Source organism: Ignavibacteriota bacterium (assembly GCA_016707525.1).
Lineage (GTDB): Bacteria > Bacteroidota > Ignavibacteria > UBA10030 > UBA6906 > JAGDMK01.
Genome location: JADJHP010000018.1, coordinates 1 through 21,027 on the forward strand (window position 1 = coordinate 1; position 21,027 = coordinate 21,027).

Genomic DNA, 21,027 nt, shown 5'->3' on the forward strand with positions numbered 1-21,027 from the left:
CCGCATCCTGCACGATCAGTTCGGCGACGCGCTTCGTGACGCCCATGACGCTCGTGGGGTTCACCGCCTTGTCGCTGGAGATCATGACGAATCGCGCAACCCCATACTTTTCGGCAAGTGTCACCATCACGCGGGTGCCGAGGATGTTATTGGTGACGGCATCAGCAAGGTTCTGCTCCATGAGCCAGACATGTTTGTGTGCCGCAGCATGGAAGATGATCTGTGGACGGTGGGTCAGAAAAACCTGTTCCATCCGCTCGTGGTCGCGTACATCGGCAACGACCGGGATGACGACCATGCCGGGCACGCGGGTCTGCTCCAGCTCCTTCATCATGTGGAAGATGGAGGTCTCGCCGTGGCCCAGGATGATCAGTTCGGAGGGGCGGAAGCCTTTCAACTGACGGACGATCTCGCTCCCGATGGACCCGCCCGCGCCGGTGACGAGGACGCGCCTACCCAGGATGGCGGTACTCACGATCGCGTGGTCTGATCCCACGACATCCCGCCGGAGGAGGTCTTCCAGTTGCACCTCATGGACGGATTCGATCTTTGCTGCGCCGCGGACCAGGTCGAAGAGTCCGGGAGTGATCTTGCTCGGGATCCCCGCTTCCTTGCATATACGGTCGACACGCCGGATCACCTCTCCCGCTGCCGTGGGCATCGCGATGATGACCTCTTTGATGCCGGTGCGGGACGTGATCCAGGGGATGTCGTCGATCACTCCGAACACGGGGATGCCGTAGATGACCTTCTCTGCCTTGTTCGGATCGTCGTCAACAAAACCGATGGGGATCATACCCAGGTGGGGATTATCCTGGAGCTCGCGTGCGATCATGACCCCTGCACTTCCGGCGCCGGCGATGAGGACGGGGTGGGACTCCCCGCCATGTCCCTCTTTTCTGTTGATCGCCGAATAGATGATCCGGATGGAGAACCGGATACCGGTGACGTAGAACAGCGTCATGAGCGCGCTCAGGATCGGCAGCGACCGCGGGATCCCTGGCGGTATCTGTCCGAAGGTATAGAAGATGCCATACGAGACGGCGATCTCGGCGAGGGCAGAGAGCCCGATGGTGCGGGCGACAAGCAGCAGCTCATAGACGCTCGTATAGGCCCAGAGCGTGCTGTAGAGTCCGCCGGCGTAGAAGATGAACCACTTGAGGACGATCATGCCGAGTGTATACACCGCGATGGATTCCCAGAGGGCGGCGAGCCCCTCGAGGGATTCGGTGCGCAGGAGGTACGCGATGGAGGGGATGGCAAGGAGCCCCAGGGTGTCTATGCCGATCAAATAGCGATTGCGGAGGTGGGTCAGCTTGCGGAGCCGGCCGTGCTTGTTGCCCATCCGTAGAAGGTCATTGGCGGTCATAGACGCTCACCCGTTGCAGGGTACAGTGTGAGATCGTGAGAGGCATTGGCGCGCCATCTCCGGCGCCAGTGTACGGCCCGGAATCGAGATGGGGAACGCTACGTCGTCGGAGTTATCTCACACGGTGTTGCCAATAGCATGCCAAGCAAAAGCGGGAAATTCGGCACCAAAAACTGGAAAAACAGGAGATTAGAGGTGGTAGGAAGAACCGGGGGTTCAGTAGGGGGAAACTGTTGTATCTATTATAGTGTGGGGGCGTGCCAAAGGGCGTGGTGGGACCCGGCCGCATGCACCGCCCTACAAAGGCATCCGTGATACAGGCGTTAAACAGGCGCACGTGGTCACGGCTTCTTGAACAACTTCTTCACCGCATCTTCCACACCACCCTTCTTCGCCTTCTCCAGCTGCGCCTCCAGCTCCTTCTTCTTCGCATCCACCATCGCCACCTTATCGTTCACGATCGCGGTGTACTGCGCCAGCTTCTGTTCGGCCTCGGCCTTCTTCGCGGCATAGAGCTTGTCGAACTCAGCCCGCTTCTGCGCGATGATGCCGTTGACCTTCGCCCTCAGCTCGTTCTGCAGCTTCGCCAGCTCCGCGCCCAGCACGGCCTTCACCCGGGCGGAGAACTGCTCGTCCAGGTCGGTGGCAAGCGCCATCTTGAACCCTTCTGCCGAATTCCACAGGCGCAGGTCCACATCGAACCCGCTCACGCCGCCCAGCACTTCACGCGCCAGCCGTTCGCCTACGTTCTTCGCCGGTGCTGCGTACGCTATGGTCATCGTCCGGAAGTCGAGCCGCGTCTTCGCGTCGAAACTGCTGCCGGGGATCCGCACCTCGACCGCGGTGCCGAGCTTCGCGCCGGTGATCGTGGCGGGGAGGAAGTCCTGGCTGCCGATAGCGAACCCGGCCAACGGCACGCCGGTGATGCTCGCGCGGTATTCATCCAGCGGCTCCGCCTTCCGGCGGTCGAAGAGTGCACCGAGCGTTGCCTTCACGCCTGAACCCCGTGCACCCGTGAGGTCGACGGTGAGGGGGAGCCCGGTGATGCGCTGGTCGCTGCTGACGTTCAATACCTTGCCGGTGGCGTAGAAGAAGTCGGGGTTCTGCTTCGCATCCTCGCCGCCCGAGATCGCGATGTTCTTGATCCAGAACTTCGGGTAGTGGCGGTCGACGGCGAAGTGGATGTCCTGCCCCTTCATCCGCGGCGGGCTCACTTCCTTCGGCTGGGAGTCCTGGTAGTTCTTGATCTTCTCCCGCGCCATGTCCACGTACCCGAGGTACGTCTTGACGTCCCGTACCATCTGCTTGCCCACGAGCGCTTCGGCGATGCCGATGGCGTTGATGTCGGGCAGGCGGGCCAGGCTCAGCACGCGCTGGTAGTCGGCCTTGGCGATGTCGTCGATCTCGCCCACCGCCGTGGAGATCTGCTTGATCTCGCCGGTGATGGCGTCACGCCGGGTGTTGTACGTGGTGACGATCTCGTTGAGGCCCTTGCGGGTGTTGTCCACGGTCTGGATGGCAGAGAGGATCGTGGGGACGTCCTTGAGCTTGTTGACGTCGATGGACCGGATGCTGGAGTCCATGACCGCCAGCCGCTGCTTGGTCTGGTCCACATCCGCGAGCGTCGATTGCCACTGCGCCGTGGCCGTTGCCGCACGCGCCTTCAGCGTGTCGATGTGCTTGAGGCTCTTGAGGTCCACGACCTTCAGGATGCTGTCGATGTTGACGCCGTTGCGCAGCATGGCGGGATCGAAGATCGGGGTCTTCTCGACGCTCCGGTTGAGCACATCCTCGGCCAGCGCGGAGAACGAGCGGCTGTCGGATGCGGCTTCATTCTTCGGCCTGCCACCCGGCAGTGTGCCGTTCGTGGTGCGCTTGGTGCCGATGATGAGGTCCTTGACCTCCATGGTATTGATGATGTACTTGCCCCGCAGGAGCTGGCCGGCGTCCATGGTGAACGCCACGCGGCGGGTTTCGAAGATGTTCTTCCACGGGTCGTCGGGGTTGGCGACCTGCATCCGCTCGAACTTCACGCCGAGAGGGAAGAGGGAGAGCGACAGGTCGTCGATCTCGACCTTTGCGCCGACCATCGATTCGCCGGCGGTTTCGAGTCCGGCTTCCACCCAGCCGTCGATGAAGATGTAGACAACGATCCCGAGGATGATCGCGGGAATGAGGACGTAGAGGATGAATTTCTTTCTCATGGCTCAGCCCCCCAGGTCGCGAAGTTTCTCGTACCACTGCACCAGGGTGCTCCGTTTGATCACCTGGTAGATCTTCCACTTCTCCACCTTCGAGCCGACGCGGGCGCGGTACGCCACGACGAACTTCTTCATCCCGTAGTACACAGGAAGGAAGAGGATGAGGGCGCTGATGAAGCTTCCCATCACGACCGTATTATTGAAGCGGGTGAGGGGGGCGACGGGCGCGTTGTAGAGTGTCGTCCAGAAGGACGTCAGCGCATCGATGTTCGTGAGGATCTGGTAGCCGACCCAATGGAATGCGGGATCGAGCAGGAACGCGAACAGGCTGAAGACCGTGAGTGCGACGAGTGCCGCGGAGAGGTTGACGTCCAGGATCAGGATCACGAACCAGACCAGGATGCCCTGCAGGGTGAGGTTGGGCGAGAGGCCGAGGATGGAGCCGAGCGCAAAGCCGCCCGCCACCTGCGCCGGTGTCTGCCCTTCCCGCAGGATCTTGATGAAATCGCGTATGAGTTTGAGCCAGAACATTTGTCATTCTCCCTTAATGATTTCACATAAGAATTAAGAACTAAGAATTCTTAGTTCTTAATTCTTATTGCCACTCGCTAGTAGCCGACAGCTGCGCCGCCCGTACGAGGATCGGCACTGCCGCGCCAGACGCCGTTCGCACGGAGGATCGATGGCGAGATGGCGAGGTGATGGATGCCCTTCGTTGTGTGCCCCATGCTGCGGAGAGCGGCGATGCGGTCGTCCGCGAACCCGTTGTTCTCCAGCAGGATCGTATCCGGCAGATGCTGATGATGGAACCGCGGCGCCACGACCGCCGGGGTGATGTCCATGCCGTGGTCCACAACGTTCGTGATCACCTGGAACACCGCCGTGATGATGCGCGGCCCGCCCGAGGCGCCGGTGATGAGCAGCGGTTCGCCTGCGGGGTCGAGGACGATCGTTGGACTCATCGACGACAGGATGCGCTTACCCGGTGCGATGGCGTTCGCCTCTCCCTGCACGAGTCCGAAGACATTGGGGCTCCCGGGCTTCGATGCGAAATCATCCATCTCATTATTAAGGAGGAACCCGGCACCCGTGACTGTAACAGCGGATCCGAAGCCGAGGTTCACAGTGGTGGTTACGGACACCATATTCCCCGCGCCATCGGCCACGGAGTAGTGCGTGGTGTGCATGCTTTCGATCGCGGGTCCGGCAGGGCCGTAGCTGACGGCACTGGAGGGCGTTGCCCTGGCCGGATCGATCGTGGATCCGCGGAGGTCGGCGTACTCCTGCGACATCAGCCGGACCGCGGGGATGCGGACGAAATCGGGGTCGCCGAACCAGTGGTTCCTGTCGGCGAATGCCCGCCGCATCGCTTCGACGGTCAGATGGATCCCTTCGGGCGAATGCCAGCCGAGTCCGCGCATGTCGTACCGCTCGAGCATGTGCGCCATCAGCGCGATGGTGGTGCCGCCGGATGACGGCGGCGGCATGGAGATGATGGTGTGCTTCCGGTATGCGGTGGTGACCGGCGTGCGCCACACGGCGGTGTACTGCTTGAGGTCTTCGTGCGTGATGATGCCGTTGCCGCGCTGCATCTCCGCAACGATCAGGTCGGCGGTCGTGCCTTCGTAGAATCCGCGCGGGCCTTGGGTGGCGATGCGCTGGAGGGATGCGGCAAGGTCCGGGTTGATCCAGCGCGTGCCGATGCGGAGCGGAGCGCCGTCGGGCAGGAAGAGCGCGGCGGATGCGGGGAACTTCGCCAACCGCGAGGAGTCGTCGCGGACGTTGTCCGAGAGGTCCTTCGTGACGATGAAGCCGTCGGCTGCGAGGCGTATCGCGGGTTCGACGACCGCGTGCCAGGGGAGTTTGCCGAAGCGCTTGTGCGCTTCATACATGCCGGCAACGCTGCCCGGCACGCCCGCTGCGAGGTGTCCGTTGATGGACTTGTCGGTCTGGTTCCCCTGCGCGTCGAGGTACATGTCGCGTGACGCGGCCATGGGAGCCTTCTCGCGGAAGTCGAGTGCTGCGCTGGTGCCATCGGCCATGCGCACGACCATGAATCCGCCGCCGCCGATGTTGCCGGCTTCAGGCAGCACCACGGCGAGGGCGAAGGCGGTGGCGACCGCAGCATCCACGGCGTTGCCGCCCTGGCGCATGATCTGCACGCCGGCTTCGGAGGCAAGAGGCTGGTCGCTTGCGACCATGCCGTTGGTGCCGGTGACGGGCGGCGGGACGCGGGCGAATTCCCAGGTTGAAGGGATGGCGGGGCTGGTGGCGGCGTCGCGGTGCGCGTGCGGCGCGCGCGGCGCCGCCAGCGAGCGCCAGCGCGATCAGTATGATGGCGGGTATTAGGCCGTTGTTCATTTTCTCTGCTCGTTGTTGTGGGCCCGCGGGCAGGTGCCCGCTCCGTTTCTCCAAATTCTTCGATCAGCGGCATACAACACGATTACTGTCAGGCGTCCACGGAGTGGAGAAACGCTCAGGAGCATCCCCGTGGTCCCTGTCACCAGATCCTTTTTGGCAACCTCGACTCTATCGCCTCCAGCGGTGCTGTCGCCAACGCGATCTCGCGGCGCTCGTCGTCCGCCACGGATGCATAAAAGTGATGGTACGTTCCGTTGTGAAGGACCACGAACGGCTTTGCAGCATGGACGGCATCGAACGAGCCCGGAGGGCCGATGCGGAGTATGGGGTTCTGCGGCACGGTGCGCCACCCGAGCGGGAATTCCTCGGGGGTCGTCCACGCGATCCCGTCCTGCGCATTCTTCCGGTCCCAGCTGTAGTATGCCATGAACCAGCGTCCGCCGGTGAAGAACACGCTCGGGTCGCCGGTCCGCCCCGATGCATCCCATGCCCCCGGCTTCATGCTGCCAACGAGGAGCGGCGATTCCGCATCGCGGACATCCCAGTGGAGCAGATCGGTGGAGACGGCGTAGCCGATGTATTCTTCTTCATGTCCCTTCACGACGCCGGAGGCGTTGAAGAAGAGATAGTAGGTGCTGTCGTGCCTGATGACGTTGGGATGCCAGATGGCGTCTTTCCTCCAGCCGGTGCCGGAAGGGGAGATGATGGGGTTGCCTTCATAGCGCTTCCACGTGACGAGGTCGGTGGACGTGGCAACGTTCATCGCCTTCGTCCCTTTTTCGTAGCCTTTCCTTGTGGTGCCGAAGTAGAAGAGGAAGTACTTTCCCTGCGCTTCGATGACGAACGGGCCGGGAGTGCCTGCTTCATCGGACGAGCCCGGGATGCCGCTCGGGCCGAAGATCGGGTTGCGCGGGTCTTTCTCCCAGTGGAGAAGGTCGTCGGACCATGCGAGTCCGACCTGCGGCTTTGCCACGGCCTTGTAGCCGCGGATGTCCTCGCGCACGCGGGCGTAGCCGGTGTAGACCATGGCGAAGCGCTGTGCCTGGGTGTCGAACCAGATGACGGGAGATTCGACCATGCCGGCGTCCCAGGCGCCTTTCGGGCCGAGCGGGAGGATCACGCCGCGCTTCTCAAGCGTCAGTTCCTGTGCGGCATTGCAGGCCTCAGGATGGTTGCTATGAGGAGGTATGCCGATTTTCATTACGGTGTTTTATGATTTCGGGCCCGGGGGCAGGCGCCCGCTCCGTTTCTCCAAATTCTTCGATCGGCGGTATGGGATACGATTCCCCTGCGGTGTCCACGGAGTGGAGAAACGTCGCGGACCCCATGCCCCCGGGCCCGTCCACCCTCCTTCAGACTGAATCAAGATAGTTTTTAGCCCCCGCAATCGCAACCCACGGATTTCCACGGTGGATTCCCACCACGGCATGGTGCGTGGCGGCCTGAACGAGCAGGCATGCCCCTGAAACGCGACAAAAGGGCGAAGCGCGGCGTGGCACGGGGTTGCATTGATGGTGGCAACAGAAGCACGAGGCGATGATGATACACATTACGAAGACCAGTGAAGGGTGCACGACGCTGCACCTCCGGCTCGAAGGGATGCTGGATGATGCACACGCCGGTGCCCTCCGGGACGTGATAGAAGAAGCAAAGGCGGGAAAGATCTTGTCCTTCGTCCTGGACTGCGCAGGGATGACCGGCGCGGATGGGACGGGGCTCGATCTCCTGCGCTCGTTGAAAGAGGGTGGCGCGACGTTCCACGACCCGCCGGTGGCGATCGCCTGGCACCTCGGACTTCTGCACACGACACGATCAGGGAATACACAACCATCATGAAGATAGATCTCCGCAGTTACGGCTCTGCCTCCAGGGCCATGCTCCTCACCCTGCTGATCCTCGCGATGCCGCTGGCCGGCAGGGCGCAAGCCCCGGTCGCGATCGGACTCGCACAGGCAGCAGAACGGGTCATCGAGGCGAATCCGCTGGTCCTCGCCGCACACCAGGATGTCCTGGCCTCCGAGAAACAACTCAGCCGCGCGTGGCGTGAATACGTCCCGACGATCACCGCCAACGCGCGCTACAGCTACCTGGACGACGATATCGCCCTCACCGTGAACCCTATCAAGGTCCCGCTGCCGCCGGCCGGTATCACCATCAACGTCCCGCCGGTCACGCTGTTGGACCGCTCCACCCTGCGCGCCGATGTGACCGCCACGGTGCCGCTGTTCACCGGCTTCCGGATCGCCTCCGGCATCCGCGCTTCACGCCACATGGTGCAGGATGCCACGGCACAGGATACGCTCGCGATGCAGCGTGCCGTTGCATCGACGCTCGTGGCCTATCACCAGTGCCTCCTCGCGGACCGCCTCGTGGCCGCCCGGGAAGAAGCCTATGCCACCGTCACCGCGCACCAGCACCGCGTGGAAGCCCTCCAGCAGCAGGGGATCGCGACGCAGTACGACCGCATCCGCGCCGACCTCGCGCTCAGCGAGGCGAAGAAATCGCTGGAAGAATCGCGCAATGGCCGGCTCGTCGCGTATTCGCTCCTGAAGAAACAGCTCGCGTATCCGGATTCGGTCCGGATCACGCTCACGGATTCGCTCACGTATGTGCCATATCCGGTGGACCTCGAGAGCGCCATCGTGGAGGCCCGCGGTGCGCGCCCCGAGATCCGCTCCGTGGAAGAGAAACGCGAGGCCGTCCATGCGATGTCCAATGCGGAGTTCGGCAAGATGCTTCCGCAGATCGGCGCATTCGCACGGTACGAGTTCATCGAGAAGTCGCTTACGCAGCTCGACCCCCGCTGGATCGTGGGCGTGAGCGCAAGCCTGACGATCTTCAACGGGTTCAAGGACCTGGCCGCGTCGCAGGCATACGACATTCAGGAAGAGAAGTTGAACAATGTAGGCGATGAGGTGGGGAACAGCATCGCTCTGGAAGTGCGGAAGTATCACGCCGACAAGAACACGGCCGAACAGCAGATCGCCGCCGCGGAAACGTCGCTCCGGCTCGCCCTGGAGGCGCTCCGGATGGCGGACCTGCGGTTCTCGACCGGCAGCGGGACGTCCCTGGAGGTACTGGACGCCCAGACGGCGGTGGTGGCGGGGAAGACCTCCCTCGCGCTCGCACTCTATAATTATCGCACGGCAACGATCGAACTCACCCGTTCGGTCGCGCGTACCGATGCCCTGTTCCGTGGTGTATTCTGAAACGATGGAGACAACATGAACACGCTCAAACAGACCCTGAGATCCTATCCGTTGTTGTGGTTCGTTCCGTTCATCATCGTGCTGGCGCTCGTCGTGGCCGTGGTGTCGTATGCCACCACGGACCATACGCGGTATGCCACCGGTACGGTGGAGGCCACGCACATCGACATCGCGGCGAAGATCCCCGCGCGCATCAAGTCCTTCCGTGTGGAGGAAGGCGACAGCGTCGCCGCCGGCGACACGCTGCTGCTCTTTGAGAACCGGGAGATCGGCGCGAAGGTGGGACAGGCACGGGCGGCGCTGTCGGCTGCCGAGGCCCGCTACGCCATGGCGATGCACGGCGCCCGCAAGGAAGAAGTGACGATGGCCGAGAAGGCGTACCAGCAGGCCGACTGGGGGATGCAGGTGATGAAGAAGACCTACGACAGGATGAAGCCGCTGCACGACCAGGGCGTCATCTCCTCGCAGCAGTGGGACGAAGTGGATTTCAAGTACCGCGCGGCGGTGGATCAGCGCGATGCGGCGTACCAGCGGTATATGATGGTGCGAAGCGGGGCACGCGTTGAGGAGAAGGATGCCGCGGGATCGCTCGCGCTCCAGGCACGCAGTGCCGTTGCCGAAGCCGAAAGCTACTATGATGAGACCTCCCTCCGCGCTCCGGTGCATGGGATCGTCGAGAAATGCATCGCCGACCCGGGCGAGCTGGTGTCCGCGGGCTATCCGCTGCTCACCATCGTGGATCCGGCGAAGTGGTGGGTCGTTGCGAACATCGAAGAGCGTGCCGTCGGCGTTCTGCACGTGGGGGATGTCCTGGAATGCGTCGTCCCCTCGCGCGGCGATGCGCGCATCCCGTTCCGTGTGGTGCGGGTGAGCGTGCTGGCGGATTTCGCGACGCGCAAGGCGACGAACGAGACCAACACCTTCGACATGCGCACGTTCGAGGTGAAGCTCGTGCCGGTGAACGGTATGGACCCGGTGTTCGAAGGCTCGACGGTCCTTGTCCCACTCCAGAATTGAACCCATGCAGATCATTCAGGCCATAGGCCGTGTTGCACGGAGAGAGGTGCGGGAGATCCTTGCCGACCGCTGGACGCTCGTGGCGGTCACGCTCATGCCGCTCATCGCCGGGCTGATCCTCACCGCGATGTATGCGCACCGGATCGTGGAAGACCTGCCGCTCGGCGTGATCGATGAGGACCGCAGCGCCACATCGCGGATGCTTGTCCGCGCCTTCGATGCGCACCAGTCGATGACCGTGGTGCCGGTGGATGAACCCTCCGCGGCATCCGAAGAGATCATGCGCCGGGGGACGTACACCGGGCTCCTCGTGATCAGAAGTGGATTTGAAACAGAACTCAAGCAGGGGAAGCAGTCGCAACTTCTCCTCTATCTCATTAACAGCAACATGGTCTCCGGCAATGCGCTGCTCAAAGCCGCAAGCACCACGGCGGGGACCATCGCTGCCGGAACGGCGCTCCAGAAGGCCGTACGGGGCGGGGCGCTTGGCGAGAGCAGTATGGCGCTGGTGCAGCCGATCGTGATCCAGGGGCACAATCTGTTCAACCCCGCGCAGACCTACAGCGATTTCTTCGTGCCAGGTATCCTTGCCGCGCTGCTGCAGCAGGTGGTCGTGATCGGTGCCGCGCTCACGTGGGTGCGGGAATTCCGCACGGGGCGCATCAGGCAATTGCTGGCAGAAGAGCGGAGCATCGGCGTGATCGCCGCCGGGAAGCTTCTCGTGTACGTCGCTATCGGCGTGGTGTGGGGGGTGGTCTTCTTCACGGGGCTCTTCGGGCTGGTCGGCGTACCGTACACCGGCTCGATCCTGGCCGGTATCATGTCGGCGTTGCTGATGCTCGTTGCCATGGGGTTGGTAGCGATGATGATCTCCTCGTTCTTCGAGCACCGCGAGACCGCCATCCAGATCACGTTCCTGGTCTCGTCGCCGGCATTCCTGGTATCCGGGTATACGTTTCCCGCGCTGGCAATGACCTCGCCCGCACGGTGGGCAGGAGCCATCGTGCCATTGACGCCGTTCCTCACCGCGTGGCGGAGGCTGGTGCTGTACGGCGCCGGCTGGTCCGACATCACCATACAGCTTGTCGTGCTCTGCGCGATGATCGTGGTTGCCGCGGCCGTGATGATGATCCGGCTGCGGATGCGGGTCAGGCATTTGTCCGGGCAGGCATCCGAAGACTCCGCTTCGCGTCCTTTGCCTCCTGACGTCGCTCATGATCCACGCACGTCGTCTGACGTCCCCGGCGCTTCGTCCAATCCTTCTGACGTAGCTCATGATCCACGCACATCTCGCGTCCCGGCGCGCGTGCTCGTCTGCGCACATCCGCTGAGTCCTCGATGCTTCATCCACGCCTCCTGGCATTCTTGAGAGCACTCCCGGTCTCACTGGTGACATGCATCCCATCAAAGAAGAGCTGCACAGGATGGCATCCGACAGGAACATCCTGCTTGTCCTTGTGATCGCTCCGCTGGTGTACTCGCTGGTCTTCGGACTCACGTACGTGCGCGCCAAAGTGAATGACCTGCCCGTGGTCGTTGTGGATCAGAGCCACACGGCGGCGAGCCGGTCCATCATCCGAGCCCTCGATGCGCATGAGGCCCTTGCGGTGAGCGAAGTGATCTCCGATGAAGGCCCTGTGCGGGACATGCTGGTGCGCGAGCAATGCTGGGCGGTGGTGGTGATCCCGCGCGAGTTCGAATCGGATCTGAAGCGCGGCAAGCAGTCGGCCGTGCCGGTGTTCGTGAACACTTCCAACATCATCATCGGCAACTATGCGTGGAAGGGAGTGCAGACGGTGTTGGGCACCACGGGCGCCATGGTGAGCATGGACCGGATGATGCGGAAGGGTGTGTCGGCCGGGGCCGTGCGGGCGTCGTATGCGCCCGTGGAACTGCAGACGCGGGTGCTGTTCAACCCCGCATCGAACTATGCGTACTTTGTCGTGCCGTTGCTCATCATCCTGCTTGTGCATCAGGTCGTCGCGCTTGGCGCGGGGATGTCGGCGGCGAAGCATGCCGACGACCATACCGATGCGCTCGTCGCATCGTCGGCGATGGAGCGTGGGGTGCGCGGACTCTACCTGCGGGTTGCGCATGTGCAGTCGAGGCTGGTACCGTACATTGCTGCCGGCACGGCATGGCTCGTGCTGTCGGTCGTTGCCACCCATCCGTGGCTTGGCATTCCCCGTCCGGCGTCGTTCGTCGGTGCGTTGTTGCTCGGGATCCTCATCTCCTGGAATGCCGCACTTCTGGGAACACTTGCCGGTTCGATGGTGAAGGACAAGATCGGGGTTGTGCAGGTCCTGTTCTTCACGTCCATGCCGATCCTTCTGCTTTCCGGCGGGAGCTGGCCGTTGCAGGCAATGCCGTGGGGCGTTCGCATGTTCGCCCTCTGTCTTCCCACGACCCATGCGATGAACGCATACCGGGCGCTGGCGTTGGAGGAGTTGTCGTTCGTGCACGTGCTTCCTGCGTTGGGGGTCCTTGCGGTGTGCGGGATCGTGCTGTCGGTGGTGAACGCCCTGGCGGTACGGTTGGTGCATGAGAACACTTGAGAGGGGAGGCGGAATGGGCCGGGGGTCCAAAAGTGGTTGCAGGGGCGGGGGGCCGTTGCTTTGGTGGTTCTCGGGTACACTAGACGTTCTTCCGATCCCCTTCCTGCGGAACTCTGAGAGTGGGATCCGGTGCGAGGGGGCAGGGGCCTCAGCCAGACCGCTCGCGTGGGCTGCGTCAACTCTAGTTTACGAGTCGCTCCGGCCTACCTCAGGGAATGAGCGATTTTCGTTGCTATTCGACCCCACGCGAAATGGCACACTTCTGGCTTTGGAGATGCTCTCAGGGGGCATCTTCTCAGCCCGCAACTTCCGATACTGCTCTTACCATCTCCCGCCCACCGGTTCACGGGCCCCTCGATCGGGCCGACGTGTCCGCCATGCCCCGTGCTCTTTCCATGCTGCATTGTGATCCCGGACCGGAGGCCCTGACGATGGAACCGGAATGTGCCTGGCGGGCCGGACGGGGGTCTTCCGGGCTACAGGTGCAGGTACCATCGGAATTCATGTGATCGTGAGGTACACCATATGACCCGGATGCTTGAACGTCATCGCAGAAGAGATCCTATGCGAACCATCGCCGTCATCCTCCTGTTCGTCCTTTTCGCGCATTCTCCGGGCGGGGCACAGTTCAGATCCATTCTCCATCATAACGCATACTTCACGAGGGCCCAATGGGAGGGCCCCGATTCACTGATGCCGTATGCTGCCGACCCCGGGGTGCGGCGCGTGTGGGCGGGGATGGACCTCGACAAGGATGGACGTCAGGAGATCATCGCGGCGGACTTTGCGAATGGGGGGCGGGTGCATGTGTTTGAGTGTGTGCTGCCGGACTCTCTCGAACTCGTCTGGTCCTCGCCGAAGTTGTACAGGGTAAATCCCAATTCGACTCCACGCTGGGTCAGGGATGGAGACCTCGATGGCGATGGCAACCGGGAGATCATCTTCCCCGCCGGGCCTCGATACACGGGGGCGATATACATTTTCGAATACAACGGCGTGGACAACGGGTTCGGTGGTCCATCAGGAGCACCCACACTAACGCTGACAGCGACAGAATTCGTTCCTGTCCTCGGACCGGGCAGCGCGCTGCGCCTGGACAGGGAAACGGGCGAAGTGAGCGACCTCGATGGCGATGGCCGCGACGAGCTCGTCGTGGCGAACCAGGACAACAAGGTGTACATCCTGGGACTCGTCGGCGATCTCGGAGGAACCTCGAGCTGGAAGATCGAAGGAGGGGATCCTGCGGTCCATCCTGAGAACAGATTCTCGCAGGGCACGTGGTGGCAAACACTCCCCGCCGATATCGATGGGGATGGCAGCAAGGAGCTTGTGAATCACTATTGGAGCTACTACGGGTTCTGGTCGATCGATGTGAAGGGCCCCGACGCGTATCGCTTCCCGACCCCGGGTATCGATTCCACGGCATATCCGCCGGCGAGATCGCAATTCTACCATGAGTATCTGCGGCAGAGCGGTGTTGACGCCGCGGCGTATATGGGGGTCACTCCCGCGGACGTCGATGGGGATGGTAAGCAGGAGCTTGCCGGCATATTCTACTCCGGCGCATTCGGTGTCGAGTATAGCGTCAGCCTCGTAAGCCTCTCAACGGGCGACACAGGTGTCTATGTCTGGAAGGATGATACCCGGATCGGCGTGATCGGCGAAGGCCTCTGGATGTCCGCAGGGCAGACGACAGGACAACTGTGGGGGATCGCGTCGTATGATTTCGACGGGGACGGCAGGGACGAGATCTATGTGGGAGGCGGGGAGGGCTACACCGTCACACAATTGAAGTACGCGGGGACCGGCAGCATCCTCGACAAAGACAGCTATACGCATACCATCGTGTATGCCGGAGAGGATGACTCTCCGGATCAGATCGTGTACAGCGACTCGCTCGGCATCCTATCGGATACGGCGCGCTCACAACACGTGGTCACTCCGTCACTCTTTGCTGGAGGCGATGCCAACGGAGACGGCCGCAAGGAACTGTGCCTGTCGAGACAGTCCGTGCTGGAATCCATCACGCACATCTGGCGGCACTACGATACGACCCATCTGCCGTGGGGATATGTGATCGACAGCACGGCGACGACACCCAATACTCACCTGATCAATATCCGGGTCCTGGAATACCAGGGCCCGGTCAACACGGATCCCATCACGTTGGTTTCTCCCAACGGCGGCGAAACGTGGTCCGCAGGATCGACACACGGCATCACGTGGAACAGCTCCGGCGTCTCCACGGTGAAGATCGACTATTCGACCAATGGCGGTACAACGTGGCTGCCGGTGGCAGGCGGCGTTGCGGCGAGTGCGCGTGCCTATCCATGGGTGGTTCCCGGAACACTTTCGGCCCGGTGCAAGGTGCGGGTGCAGGATTCCACCACTGCATCGATCAGCGATGAGAGCGACAATATGTTCTCCATCGTCCGGGGCAGTTGGCAGAACGCCCTGTCGGTGTCCGACGGCTGCTCGGGTGCCGGGACACTCGTGTTCGGATCGGCGGCCGGCGCAACGGACGGCCTCGATGCAGGCCTGGGCGAGTCTGATCTGCCGCCTGCACCTCCATCGGGGATCTTCGATGCGCGCTTTGCGTTGCCGGATGGTGCGGCAGTGTTCTCACAGAAGGATCTCCGTGCAGATACCATCACCATGGCGACATGGCGGGCAACGTTTCAGCCCGGCCCCTGCGGCTATCCGATCGTCCTCTCGTGGGACAGCACCGCTTTCCCCGTCACGGGCCGCGTGTTCCTCCGGGACGAGCTGGGTGGCGCGCTCATCGATGTGAACATGAGATCCCGGAGCAGCTATACGCTGACGGACAACGGCGTCACTTCCCTGTCGATCGTGTATACAAGCGAACTGATGAAAGTTGTTGCCGTGGCCTCCGGCTGGAACCTCCTCTCGGTCCCGGTGACGACAGCAGACACCAGTGTTGCGGCGCTATACCCGGGGGCAACCTCATCGGCATTCATCTTCGCCAACGGATATGAGGCGGTGACCGCGCTGGATCCGGGCCAGGGCTGCTGGCTGAAGTTCGCGGAGGGTGCGACCGTGAGCTTCGTCGGTGCGCAGGTCAGCGTACGGGATATTCAGGTGCCGATCGGGTGGAGCATCATCGGGCCGTTCGAGGAAGACGTACCCGTTGCCAACATGACAAGCAGTCCGGGTGGGATCGTGTCATCGCACTACTTCGGATTCTCCTATGGCTATGCCGTGGCCTCGACCCTGCAGTCGGGAAAGGGGTACTGGGTGAAGGCCAGTCAGGAGGGAGTGCTGCACGTTGGCGCGGGTGTGGCGAAGAACGCGGGCGTGAACGCATCGATGGACACGAGTTGGGCGCGGATCATCGTGCGGGACAGCACCGGGCAGGCCTGCACGCTGTACCTTGCCCGGCGCGAAGGGATGTCCGGCAGCTACGAACTGCCGCCGCCGGCGCCGCGGGGCGTGTTCGACATGCGCTACGCGGAACAGACGCTGGTGGATACGCTGGGGAGAGCGGGCCATGACGTGATGTTGTCCTCGGCGGTGGCGCCGTTGCAGATCCGTGCAGAGAGGCTGCAGGGGAGAGAATTCCGTGTGACGGATGGGTGGGGCGGAAGGATATTCACGGGGATGCTGAGAGAGGGAGAGACTCTCGTTGCGCCGGTGGCTCTGGAGATGCTTCGCTTTGAAGGGCAGGGGACGCCAGCGGGCAGGGCAGTACCGACGCAGTATGCACTGGACCAGAACTATCCGAACCCGTTCAATCCGTCGACGGTGATCAGGATCGCGTTGCCGGAGGCAGTGAAGGTGCGGCTCGTGGTGTACAACATCCTGGGCCAGCAGGTTGCGGAGCTGATCAACGGTGAGCTTGCGGCAGGGTATCATGATGTGGAGTTCCGCGCGGACCATCTGGCCTCGGGAGTGTATCTGTACCGGCTGGAGGCGGGACCGTATACGGCAGTGAAGAAACTTGTGACCATGAAATGATCGAACATCAGAGGCGCCCCGGCATCAACGCCGGGGGGCGGAGAACTCCATTGAAGCGACCGGTGTGTGGCTTGTTTGTGATCGGTGTGATGATCATGTGCGCGGCGCCTGTGCATCTGTTCGGGCAGGACACCCTTGATGTGATCGCCACTCCGACGGGGAACCTGAACATGGTCATCAACGGTGACACGTTGGCGGGGGGCGTGCGGGCGCACCCGGACCGCGTGTACAGGTTGAAGCGCGGGAAGATCTATCAGCTCACCGCGCCCATGAAGATCAATGGCAATATCACCATGGTCGCCAATGACTCGGCGGAGATCAGGCCGCCGGTCCTTGTGGGTCCCTCCTCTGTCGACCACTTCTTCGATCTCGTGGGAATGGGATCGAAGGTCAGGATGAACAGCCTGTATCTCCTCTCCCAGCGTGTCGACAACACCTGGTTGGGCTGGAGTACCGGTATTCAGGTGGGGGCGGACAGCGTCCATCTGCAGCTGCGTGGCGTGATCTTTGATGGCTGGAGCAATGCCGGCATCGTGATCTCTTCTTCGCAGTGGGCGAAGGTTGATGTACAGGACTGCGTGTTCAGGAACCACCAGCACAACACCTCCTGGTTCGGCGGCCAGCCGTTCTTCACCGGGATTCCGGTGGCGCTGGACACGGTGATATTTTTGAACAATACGTTCATGGCGAACAGCGCCTATGTGTTCTCCATCAGGGGCTATACGCCGTATGCGTTGTTCGAGCACAATACGATGGTCTTCGGGGTGGCCAATCCGTTCCTGATCCGGCAGGCGACGAATCTTCACATCAGGAACAACATCTTTTATGCGATGCACGCCATGGGGGGGAACCCCGACCACGTCATCAACGGGTGGTTCATGCACTATCCCGATACTGCCTCCAGCAGCATCATCCGGATCAGAGCCCATGACGATTCCAGTTACTGGTCGAAGCTCTGGGGTGCGCCGGTCTCCGGCCCCGAGGTACACGTCGATCCGGATCACGGCGTCACGCCCGCGATGCTGGACGAGGGCCATCGGGTCTTCGATGTCCGGAACAATGCGTACTTCTGGCCCACGAAGCTGGAGGACTTCTACACGACGCACAATGACACCGTCACACGATGGGAGCTCGTGGAAGTTCCCGTCTACGGTGGTGGCTCGCGACAGGATTCTCTGAAGAGGGTGATCGTCCCACCCCGATGGCTGAATGACTATTCGCAATGGACCGTTGATAGTCTGGCCGGCGTGCGCTCACCGGATGTGAGGGTGGAGAACAACGTCAACGTGGATCCCGGATTTCCAGCCGGTGTCGCGGACCATGTCGATGCGTTGATCGCGTATGTCCACAAGATCGTGACGAACCGGCTGGACGCGGGCAGATGGGAGTATCCATCCGCCACCCTCTATCCACCGGCCTGGCCGTTACCCGAGGATCTCGCGTACAGCAATGGTGCATTGATGACTGCCGGCACCGACGGTTTCCCCCTCGGTGACCTGAACTGGTTCCCGGACAAGAAGGCCGAATGGGCGAGACGGCCCATCCCGATCGGGTTTCAGAATCTCCTTTCTGTGTCCGATGGCTGCTCGGGGGCAGGAGCGCTTGTGTTCGGATCAGCGGCTGGGGCAACGGCCGGCCTCGATACCGCCCGGGGTGAGTATGAGCTCCCGCCGGTCCCGCCAACGGAAGCCTTCGACGCACGCTTCGGCCTGCCGGGATCCCCGGCGGTGTTTTCGCCTGTCGACCTCCGTGCAGACACCATCACCGCAGCGACATGGCGGGTCACATTCCAACCCGGCACCTGCGGTTATCCGCTGGTCTTCTCATGGGACAGCACGGCCTTCCCTGCAGCGGGCAGTGTGTTCCTCCGGGACGAACTGGGCGGGACCCTCATCAACGTGAACATGAGGACCCGGAGTGCGTACACGTTGACCAACAGCGCTGTCACGTCGCTGCTGATCGTGTATTCAAGCGACATTGTGAAGGACATTGCCGTCGACGCCGGCTGGAACCTCCTCTCGGTTCCGGTGATGGCGCAGGACTCCAGTGTTGCGGCGTTGTATCCGGAGGCCGCATCATCGGCGTTCGGTTTCGCCAACGGGTATGAGGCGGCGTCCAGAGTGAGCCCCGGCCGGGGCTACTGGCTGAAGTTCGCGGAAGCGGATACCGTGAGCTTCGTGGGTGCACGGATGACTGTGCGGGAGATCCAGGTGCCGGGTGGTTGGAGCATCATCGGACCGTTCGAGGAGGATGTGCCTGTTGCCAGCATGACGAGCAGTCCGGGTGGGATCGTGTCATCAAGCTACTTTGGATTCTCCTCCGGTTATACCGTCGCCACGACGCTGCAGGCGGGCAAAGGGTACTGGGTGAAGGCGAGTCAGGCGGGTGTGCTGCACGTGGGCGCGGGAGCAGGCAAGAGTGCAGGCGTGGTGGCATCGATCGACACGAGTTGGGCGCGGATCATCGTGCGGGACAGTACGGGGGAGGAGCGGACACTGTATGTTGCTCCGGCGGAAGCGATGACCGGGGGGTACGAATTGCCGCCGCCGGCGCCGCGGGGTGTGTTCGACATGCGCTATGTCCATCAGACGATGGTGGATACGCTGGGGAGATCGAGTCATGACGTGATGTTGTCCTCGGCAGTGGGACCGTTGCAGATCCGGGGAGAGAGGCTACGGGGGAGAGAGTTCAGTGTGACGGATGGCGTGGACGGACGTGTGTTCAAGGGAATGCTCAGGGAGGGCGAGGTTCTCGTCGCGCCGGTTGCCCTGGACATGCTTCGTTTTGAGGAGCGGGGTGAGGCAACGAGCGGGGCCGTACCAACGCAGTATGCGCTGGACCAGAACTACCCGAACCCGTTCAACCCGTCGACGGTGATCAGGATCGCGTTGCCGGAGGCAGTGAAGGTGCGGCTCGTGGTATACAACGTCCTGGGCCAGGAAGTTGCGGAGCTGATCAATGGGGAGCTTGCAGCGGGGTATCACGATGTGGAATTCCGGGCGGACCGGCTGGCCTCGGGAGTGTATCTCTATCGCGTTGAGGCAGGGCACTTCGTGGCCGTCAGGAAATTCGTAGTGATAAGATAGTGGCAGGTGATGCTCACGAAGAGTGAGCGTGGATGAGCACGTACACACACCACGGGGTGACCGTGGTGCAGAACGAACCCGGAAGAGAGATCGACACATGAAGAGAGTCCTTGTGGTATCGCTTGTGTTCCTCGTGAACACGACGTTCGCCTTCGCCGGAGCGGGTACCTCCACGATGGCCGCTGCAGCGTTCAGCTTTTCGTTGACGGTGAGTGATGGAGCAGGAGGTTCGCAGGTCCTGCAGCTCGGGGTCGATCCGGCTGCGACCGATGCAATTGATGCGGCACTGGGCGAGTCGGAACGCCCACCGAGCCCGCCGTCGGGGGTCTTTGATGCACGGCTCATCGGGGATGACATCGCGGTGTCGGGCCTGGGTCAGGGGGTCGTGCATGATTATAGAGAAGGAGATGCAGCGCTCAGTGGTACCAGGGTCCATGAGATCAAGTATCAGGTAGGGAGCGGGACCGCTATCACCATCCAATGGGATCTTCCGTCCTGGGCCACAGGGGTGTTGCAGGATTTCTTTGGAGGGGCCATCGTGAATGAATCCATGAGCGGCAGCGGCAGCTATGTGGTGACGAACCCGGGTGTTCTGACGAAACTGAAAGTAACGATCACGTATGTGCCGCCCCTTCCGGTCCAGCTGGTCGACCTTGGATACTCCGTGATGCCGGGTGGAAGTGTCACGTTGCAGTGGAAGACGCTCAGCGAAGTGAACAACTACGGCTTCATCGTGCAACGAAAGCTGGTGGATGGGGCGGAGTATATGGATGTGACAGAGGGGTTTCTCCCCGGTAAAGGGACGACTCTCGATCCGCAGACGTATAGTTTCACCGAACGTGGCAGCCTCATGCCGGGGAAGTATTCGTACCGCTTGAAGCAGGTTGATCTGGATGGAACGGTCCATTACAGCGGATCGCTGATGGTGACCGTTGGTGTGACGGAGGTGGATGGGACAGAGCTTGAAGAGAAGGCTCCACGGAAGTTCGCGTTGGCCCAGAATCATCCCAACCCGTTCAATCCCGCTACCCGGATCCGGTTCACGGTGGAAAGCCCGACGCGTGCGACCGTGGTGGTGTACAGTGCGCTCGGCACCGAGGTTGCGACGGTGTTCGACGGCAATGCAGAGCCCGGCCGGTTCTATCAGGCAGTATTCTACGGGACGGGCCTTGCGTCGGGGGTTTACTTCTACCGATTGACCACAGCGCACCATACCGAAGTGAAGCGGATGTTGCTGGTGAGGTGATGCGAGGT

14 protein-coding genes are annotated in these 21,027 nt (G+C 62.1%); 9 read left to right on the top strand and 5 right to left on the bottom strand.

The window, feature by feature from the left end; translation table 11 throughout:
• From IPI01_20540 to ggt, 4 genes are all read right to left on the bottom strand, one after another.
• Window positions 1-1,369, bottom strand: a 1,369-nt coding sequence (locus tag IPI01_20540; GenBank protein MBK7260144.1) for a polysaccharide biosynthesis protein, incomplete at its 3' end; no start/stop codon positions are given.
• 341 nt (window positions 1,370-1,710) lie between these two features.
• Window positions 1,711-3,573 carry a TIGR03545 family protein gene (locus IPI01_20545; GenBank protein ID MBK7260145.1) on the bottom strand — a complete coding sequence of 621 codons (1,863 nt, stop codon included), beginning with the start codon at window positions 3,571-3,573 and terminating at the stop codon, window positions 1,711-1,713.
• Window positions 3,574-3,576: 3 nt separating this feature from the next.
• Window positions 3,577-4,101, bottom strand: a complete 525-nt coding sequence (locus IPI01_20550; protein ID MBK7260146.1) for a TIGR03546 family protein — start codon at window positions 4,099-4,101, stop codon at window positions 3,577-3,579.
• Window positions 4,102-4,178: 77 nt separating this feature from the next.
• Window positions 4,179-5,771 (bottom strand): gamma-glutamyltransferase, encoded by a 1,593-nt coding sequence (gene ggt / locus IPI01_20555; GenBank protein MBK7260147.1) that lies wholly within the window; start codon window positions 5,769-5,771, stop codon window positions 4,179-4,181.
• Here ggt and IPI01_20560 point away from each other — a divergent pair.
• Entirely contained in the window at window positions 5,770-5,919 is a 150-nt protein-coding gene (locus tag IPI01_20560) for a hypothetical protein (protein MBK7260148.1), read from the top strand. The genes ggt and IPI01_20560 overlap by 2 nt on opposite strands.
• 151 nt (window positions 5,920-6,070) lie before the next feature.
• Here the strand turns inward: IPI01_20560 and IPI01_20565 are convergent, their stop codons facing one another.
• Window positions 6,071-7,132, bottom strand: coding sequence for a family 43 glycosylhydrolase (locus IPI01_20565; protein MBK7260149.1), 1,062 nt, complete (start codon window positions 7,130-7,132; stop codon window positions 6,071-6,073).
• Between the two features lie 335 nt (window positions 7,133-7,467).
• On the opposite strand from IPI01_20565, the gene IPI01_20570 reads away from it, so the two are divergent.
• The 8 genes from IPI01_20570 to IPI01_20605 all read left to right on the top strand — a co-directional run bounded on the left by IPI01_20570 (window position 7,468) and on the right by IPI01_20605 (window position 21,019).
• Entirely contained in the window at window positions 7,468-7,767 is a 300-nt protein-coding gene (locus tag IPI01_20570; protein ID MBK7260150.1) for a hypothetical protein, read from the top strand.
• Window positions 7,764-9,140, top strand: coding sequence for a TolC family protein (locus IPI01_20575; protein ID MBK7260151.1), 1,377 nt, complete (start codon window positions 7,764-7,766; stop codon window positions 9,138-9,140). Before IPI01_20570 ends, IPI01_20575 begins: the two co-directional genes overlap by 4 nt.
• 15 nt (window positions 9,141-9,155) lie before the next feature.
• Entirely contained in the window at window positions 9,156-10,157 is a 1,002-nt protein-coding gene (locus tag IPI01_20580; GenBank protein ID MBK7260152.1) for an efflux RND transporter periplasmic adaptor subunit, read from the top strand.
• A gap of 4 nt (window positions 10,158-10,161) precedes the next feature.
• The gene (locus IPI01_20585; GenBank protein MBK7260153.1) at window positions 10,162-11,526 is read left to right on the top strand and encodes an ABC transporter permease; all 1,365 of its coding nucleotides are present in this window, start codon (window positions 10,162-10,164) and stop codon (window positions 11,524-11,526) included.
• 25 nt (window positions 11,527-11,551) lie between these two features.
• A complete protein-coding gene (locus IPI01_20590) occupies window positions 11,552-12,712 on the top strand; it encodes an ABC transporter permease (GenBank protein MBK7260154.1) in 1,161 nt (386 codons plus the stop codon).
• Between the two features lie 564 nt (window positions 12,713-13,276).
• Window positions 13,277-16,687: a T9SS type A sorting domain-containing protein gene (locus tag IPI01_20595; protein MBK7260155.1), complete on the top strand. Its 3,411-nt coding sequence runs from the start codon at window positions 13,277-13,279 to the stop codon at window positions 16,685-16,687.
• Between the two features lie 50 nt (window positions 16,688-16,737).
• Window positions 16,738-19,773 carry a T9SS type A sorting domain-containing protein gene (locus IPI01_20600; GenBank protein ID MBK7260156.1) on the top strand — a complete coding sequence of 1,012 codons (3,036 nt, stop codon included), beginning with the start codon at window positions 16,738-16,740 and terminating at the stop codon, window positions 19,771-19,773.
• A 97-nt stretch (window positions 19,774-19,870) separates the two neighbouring features.
• Window positions 19,871-21,019, top strand: coding sequence for a T9SS type A sorting domain-containing protein (locus tag IPI01_20605; protein MBK7260157.1), 1,149 nt, complete (start codon window positions 19,871-19,873; stop codon window positions 21,017-21,019).
• Window positions 21,020-21,027: the final 8 nt, after the last annotated feature.

Bases quoted from the DNA above. Each gene is read 5' to 3' on its own strand.
- IPI01_20590 (MBK7260154.1), top strand. From the start codon at position 11,552: ATGCATCCCATCAAAGAAGAGCTGCACAGGATGGCATCCGACAGGAAC.
- IPI01_20575 (MBK7260151.1), top strand. From the start codon at position 7,764: ATGAAGATAGATCTCCGCAGTTACGGCTCTGCCTCCAGGGCCATGCTC.
- ggt (MBK7260147.1), bottom strand. From the start codon at position 5,771: ATGGTCGCAAGCGACCAGCCTCTTGCCTCCGAAGCCGGCGTGCAGATC.
- IPI01_20585 (MBK7260153.1), top strand. From the start codon at position 10,162: ATGCAGATCATTCAGGCCATAGGCCGTGTTGCACGGAGAGAGGTGCGG.
- IPI01_20545 (MBK7260145.1), bottom strand. From the start codon at position 3,573: ATGAGAAAGAAATTCATCCTCTACGTCCTCATTCCCGCGATCATCCTC.
- IPI01_20605 (MBK7260157.1), top strand. From the start codon at position 19,871: ATGAAGAGAGTCCTTGTGGTATCGCTTGTGTTCCTCGTGAACACGACG.
- IPI01_20570 (MBK7260150.1), top strand. From the start codon at position 7,468: ATGATGATACACATTACGAAGACCAGTGAAGGGTGCACGACGCTGCAC.
- IPI01_20580 (MBK7260152.1), top strand. From the start codon at position 9,156: ATGAACACGCTCAAACAGACCCTGAGATCCTATCCGTTGTTGTGGTTC.
- IPI01_20550 (MBK7260146.1), bottom strand. From the start codon at position 4,101: ATGTTCTGGCTCAAACTCATACGCGATTTCATCAAGATCCTGCGGGAA.
- IPI01_20595 (MBK7260155.1), top strand. From the start codon at position 13,277: ATGCGAACCATCGCCGTCATCCTCCTGTTCGTCCTTTTCGCGCATTCT.
- IPI01_20565 (MBK7260149.1), bottom strand. From the start codon at position 7,132: ATGAAAATCGGCATACCTCCTCATAGCAACCATCCTGAGGCCTGCAAT.
- IPI01_20560 (MBK7260148.1), top strand. From the start codon at position 5,770: ATGCCGTTGGTGCCGGTGACGGGCGGCGGGACGCGGGCGAATTCCCAG.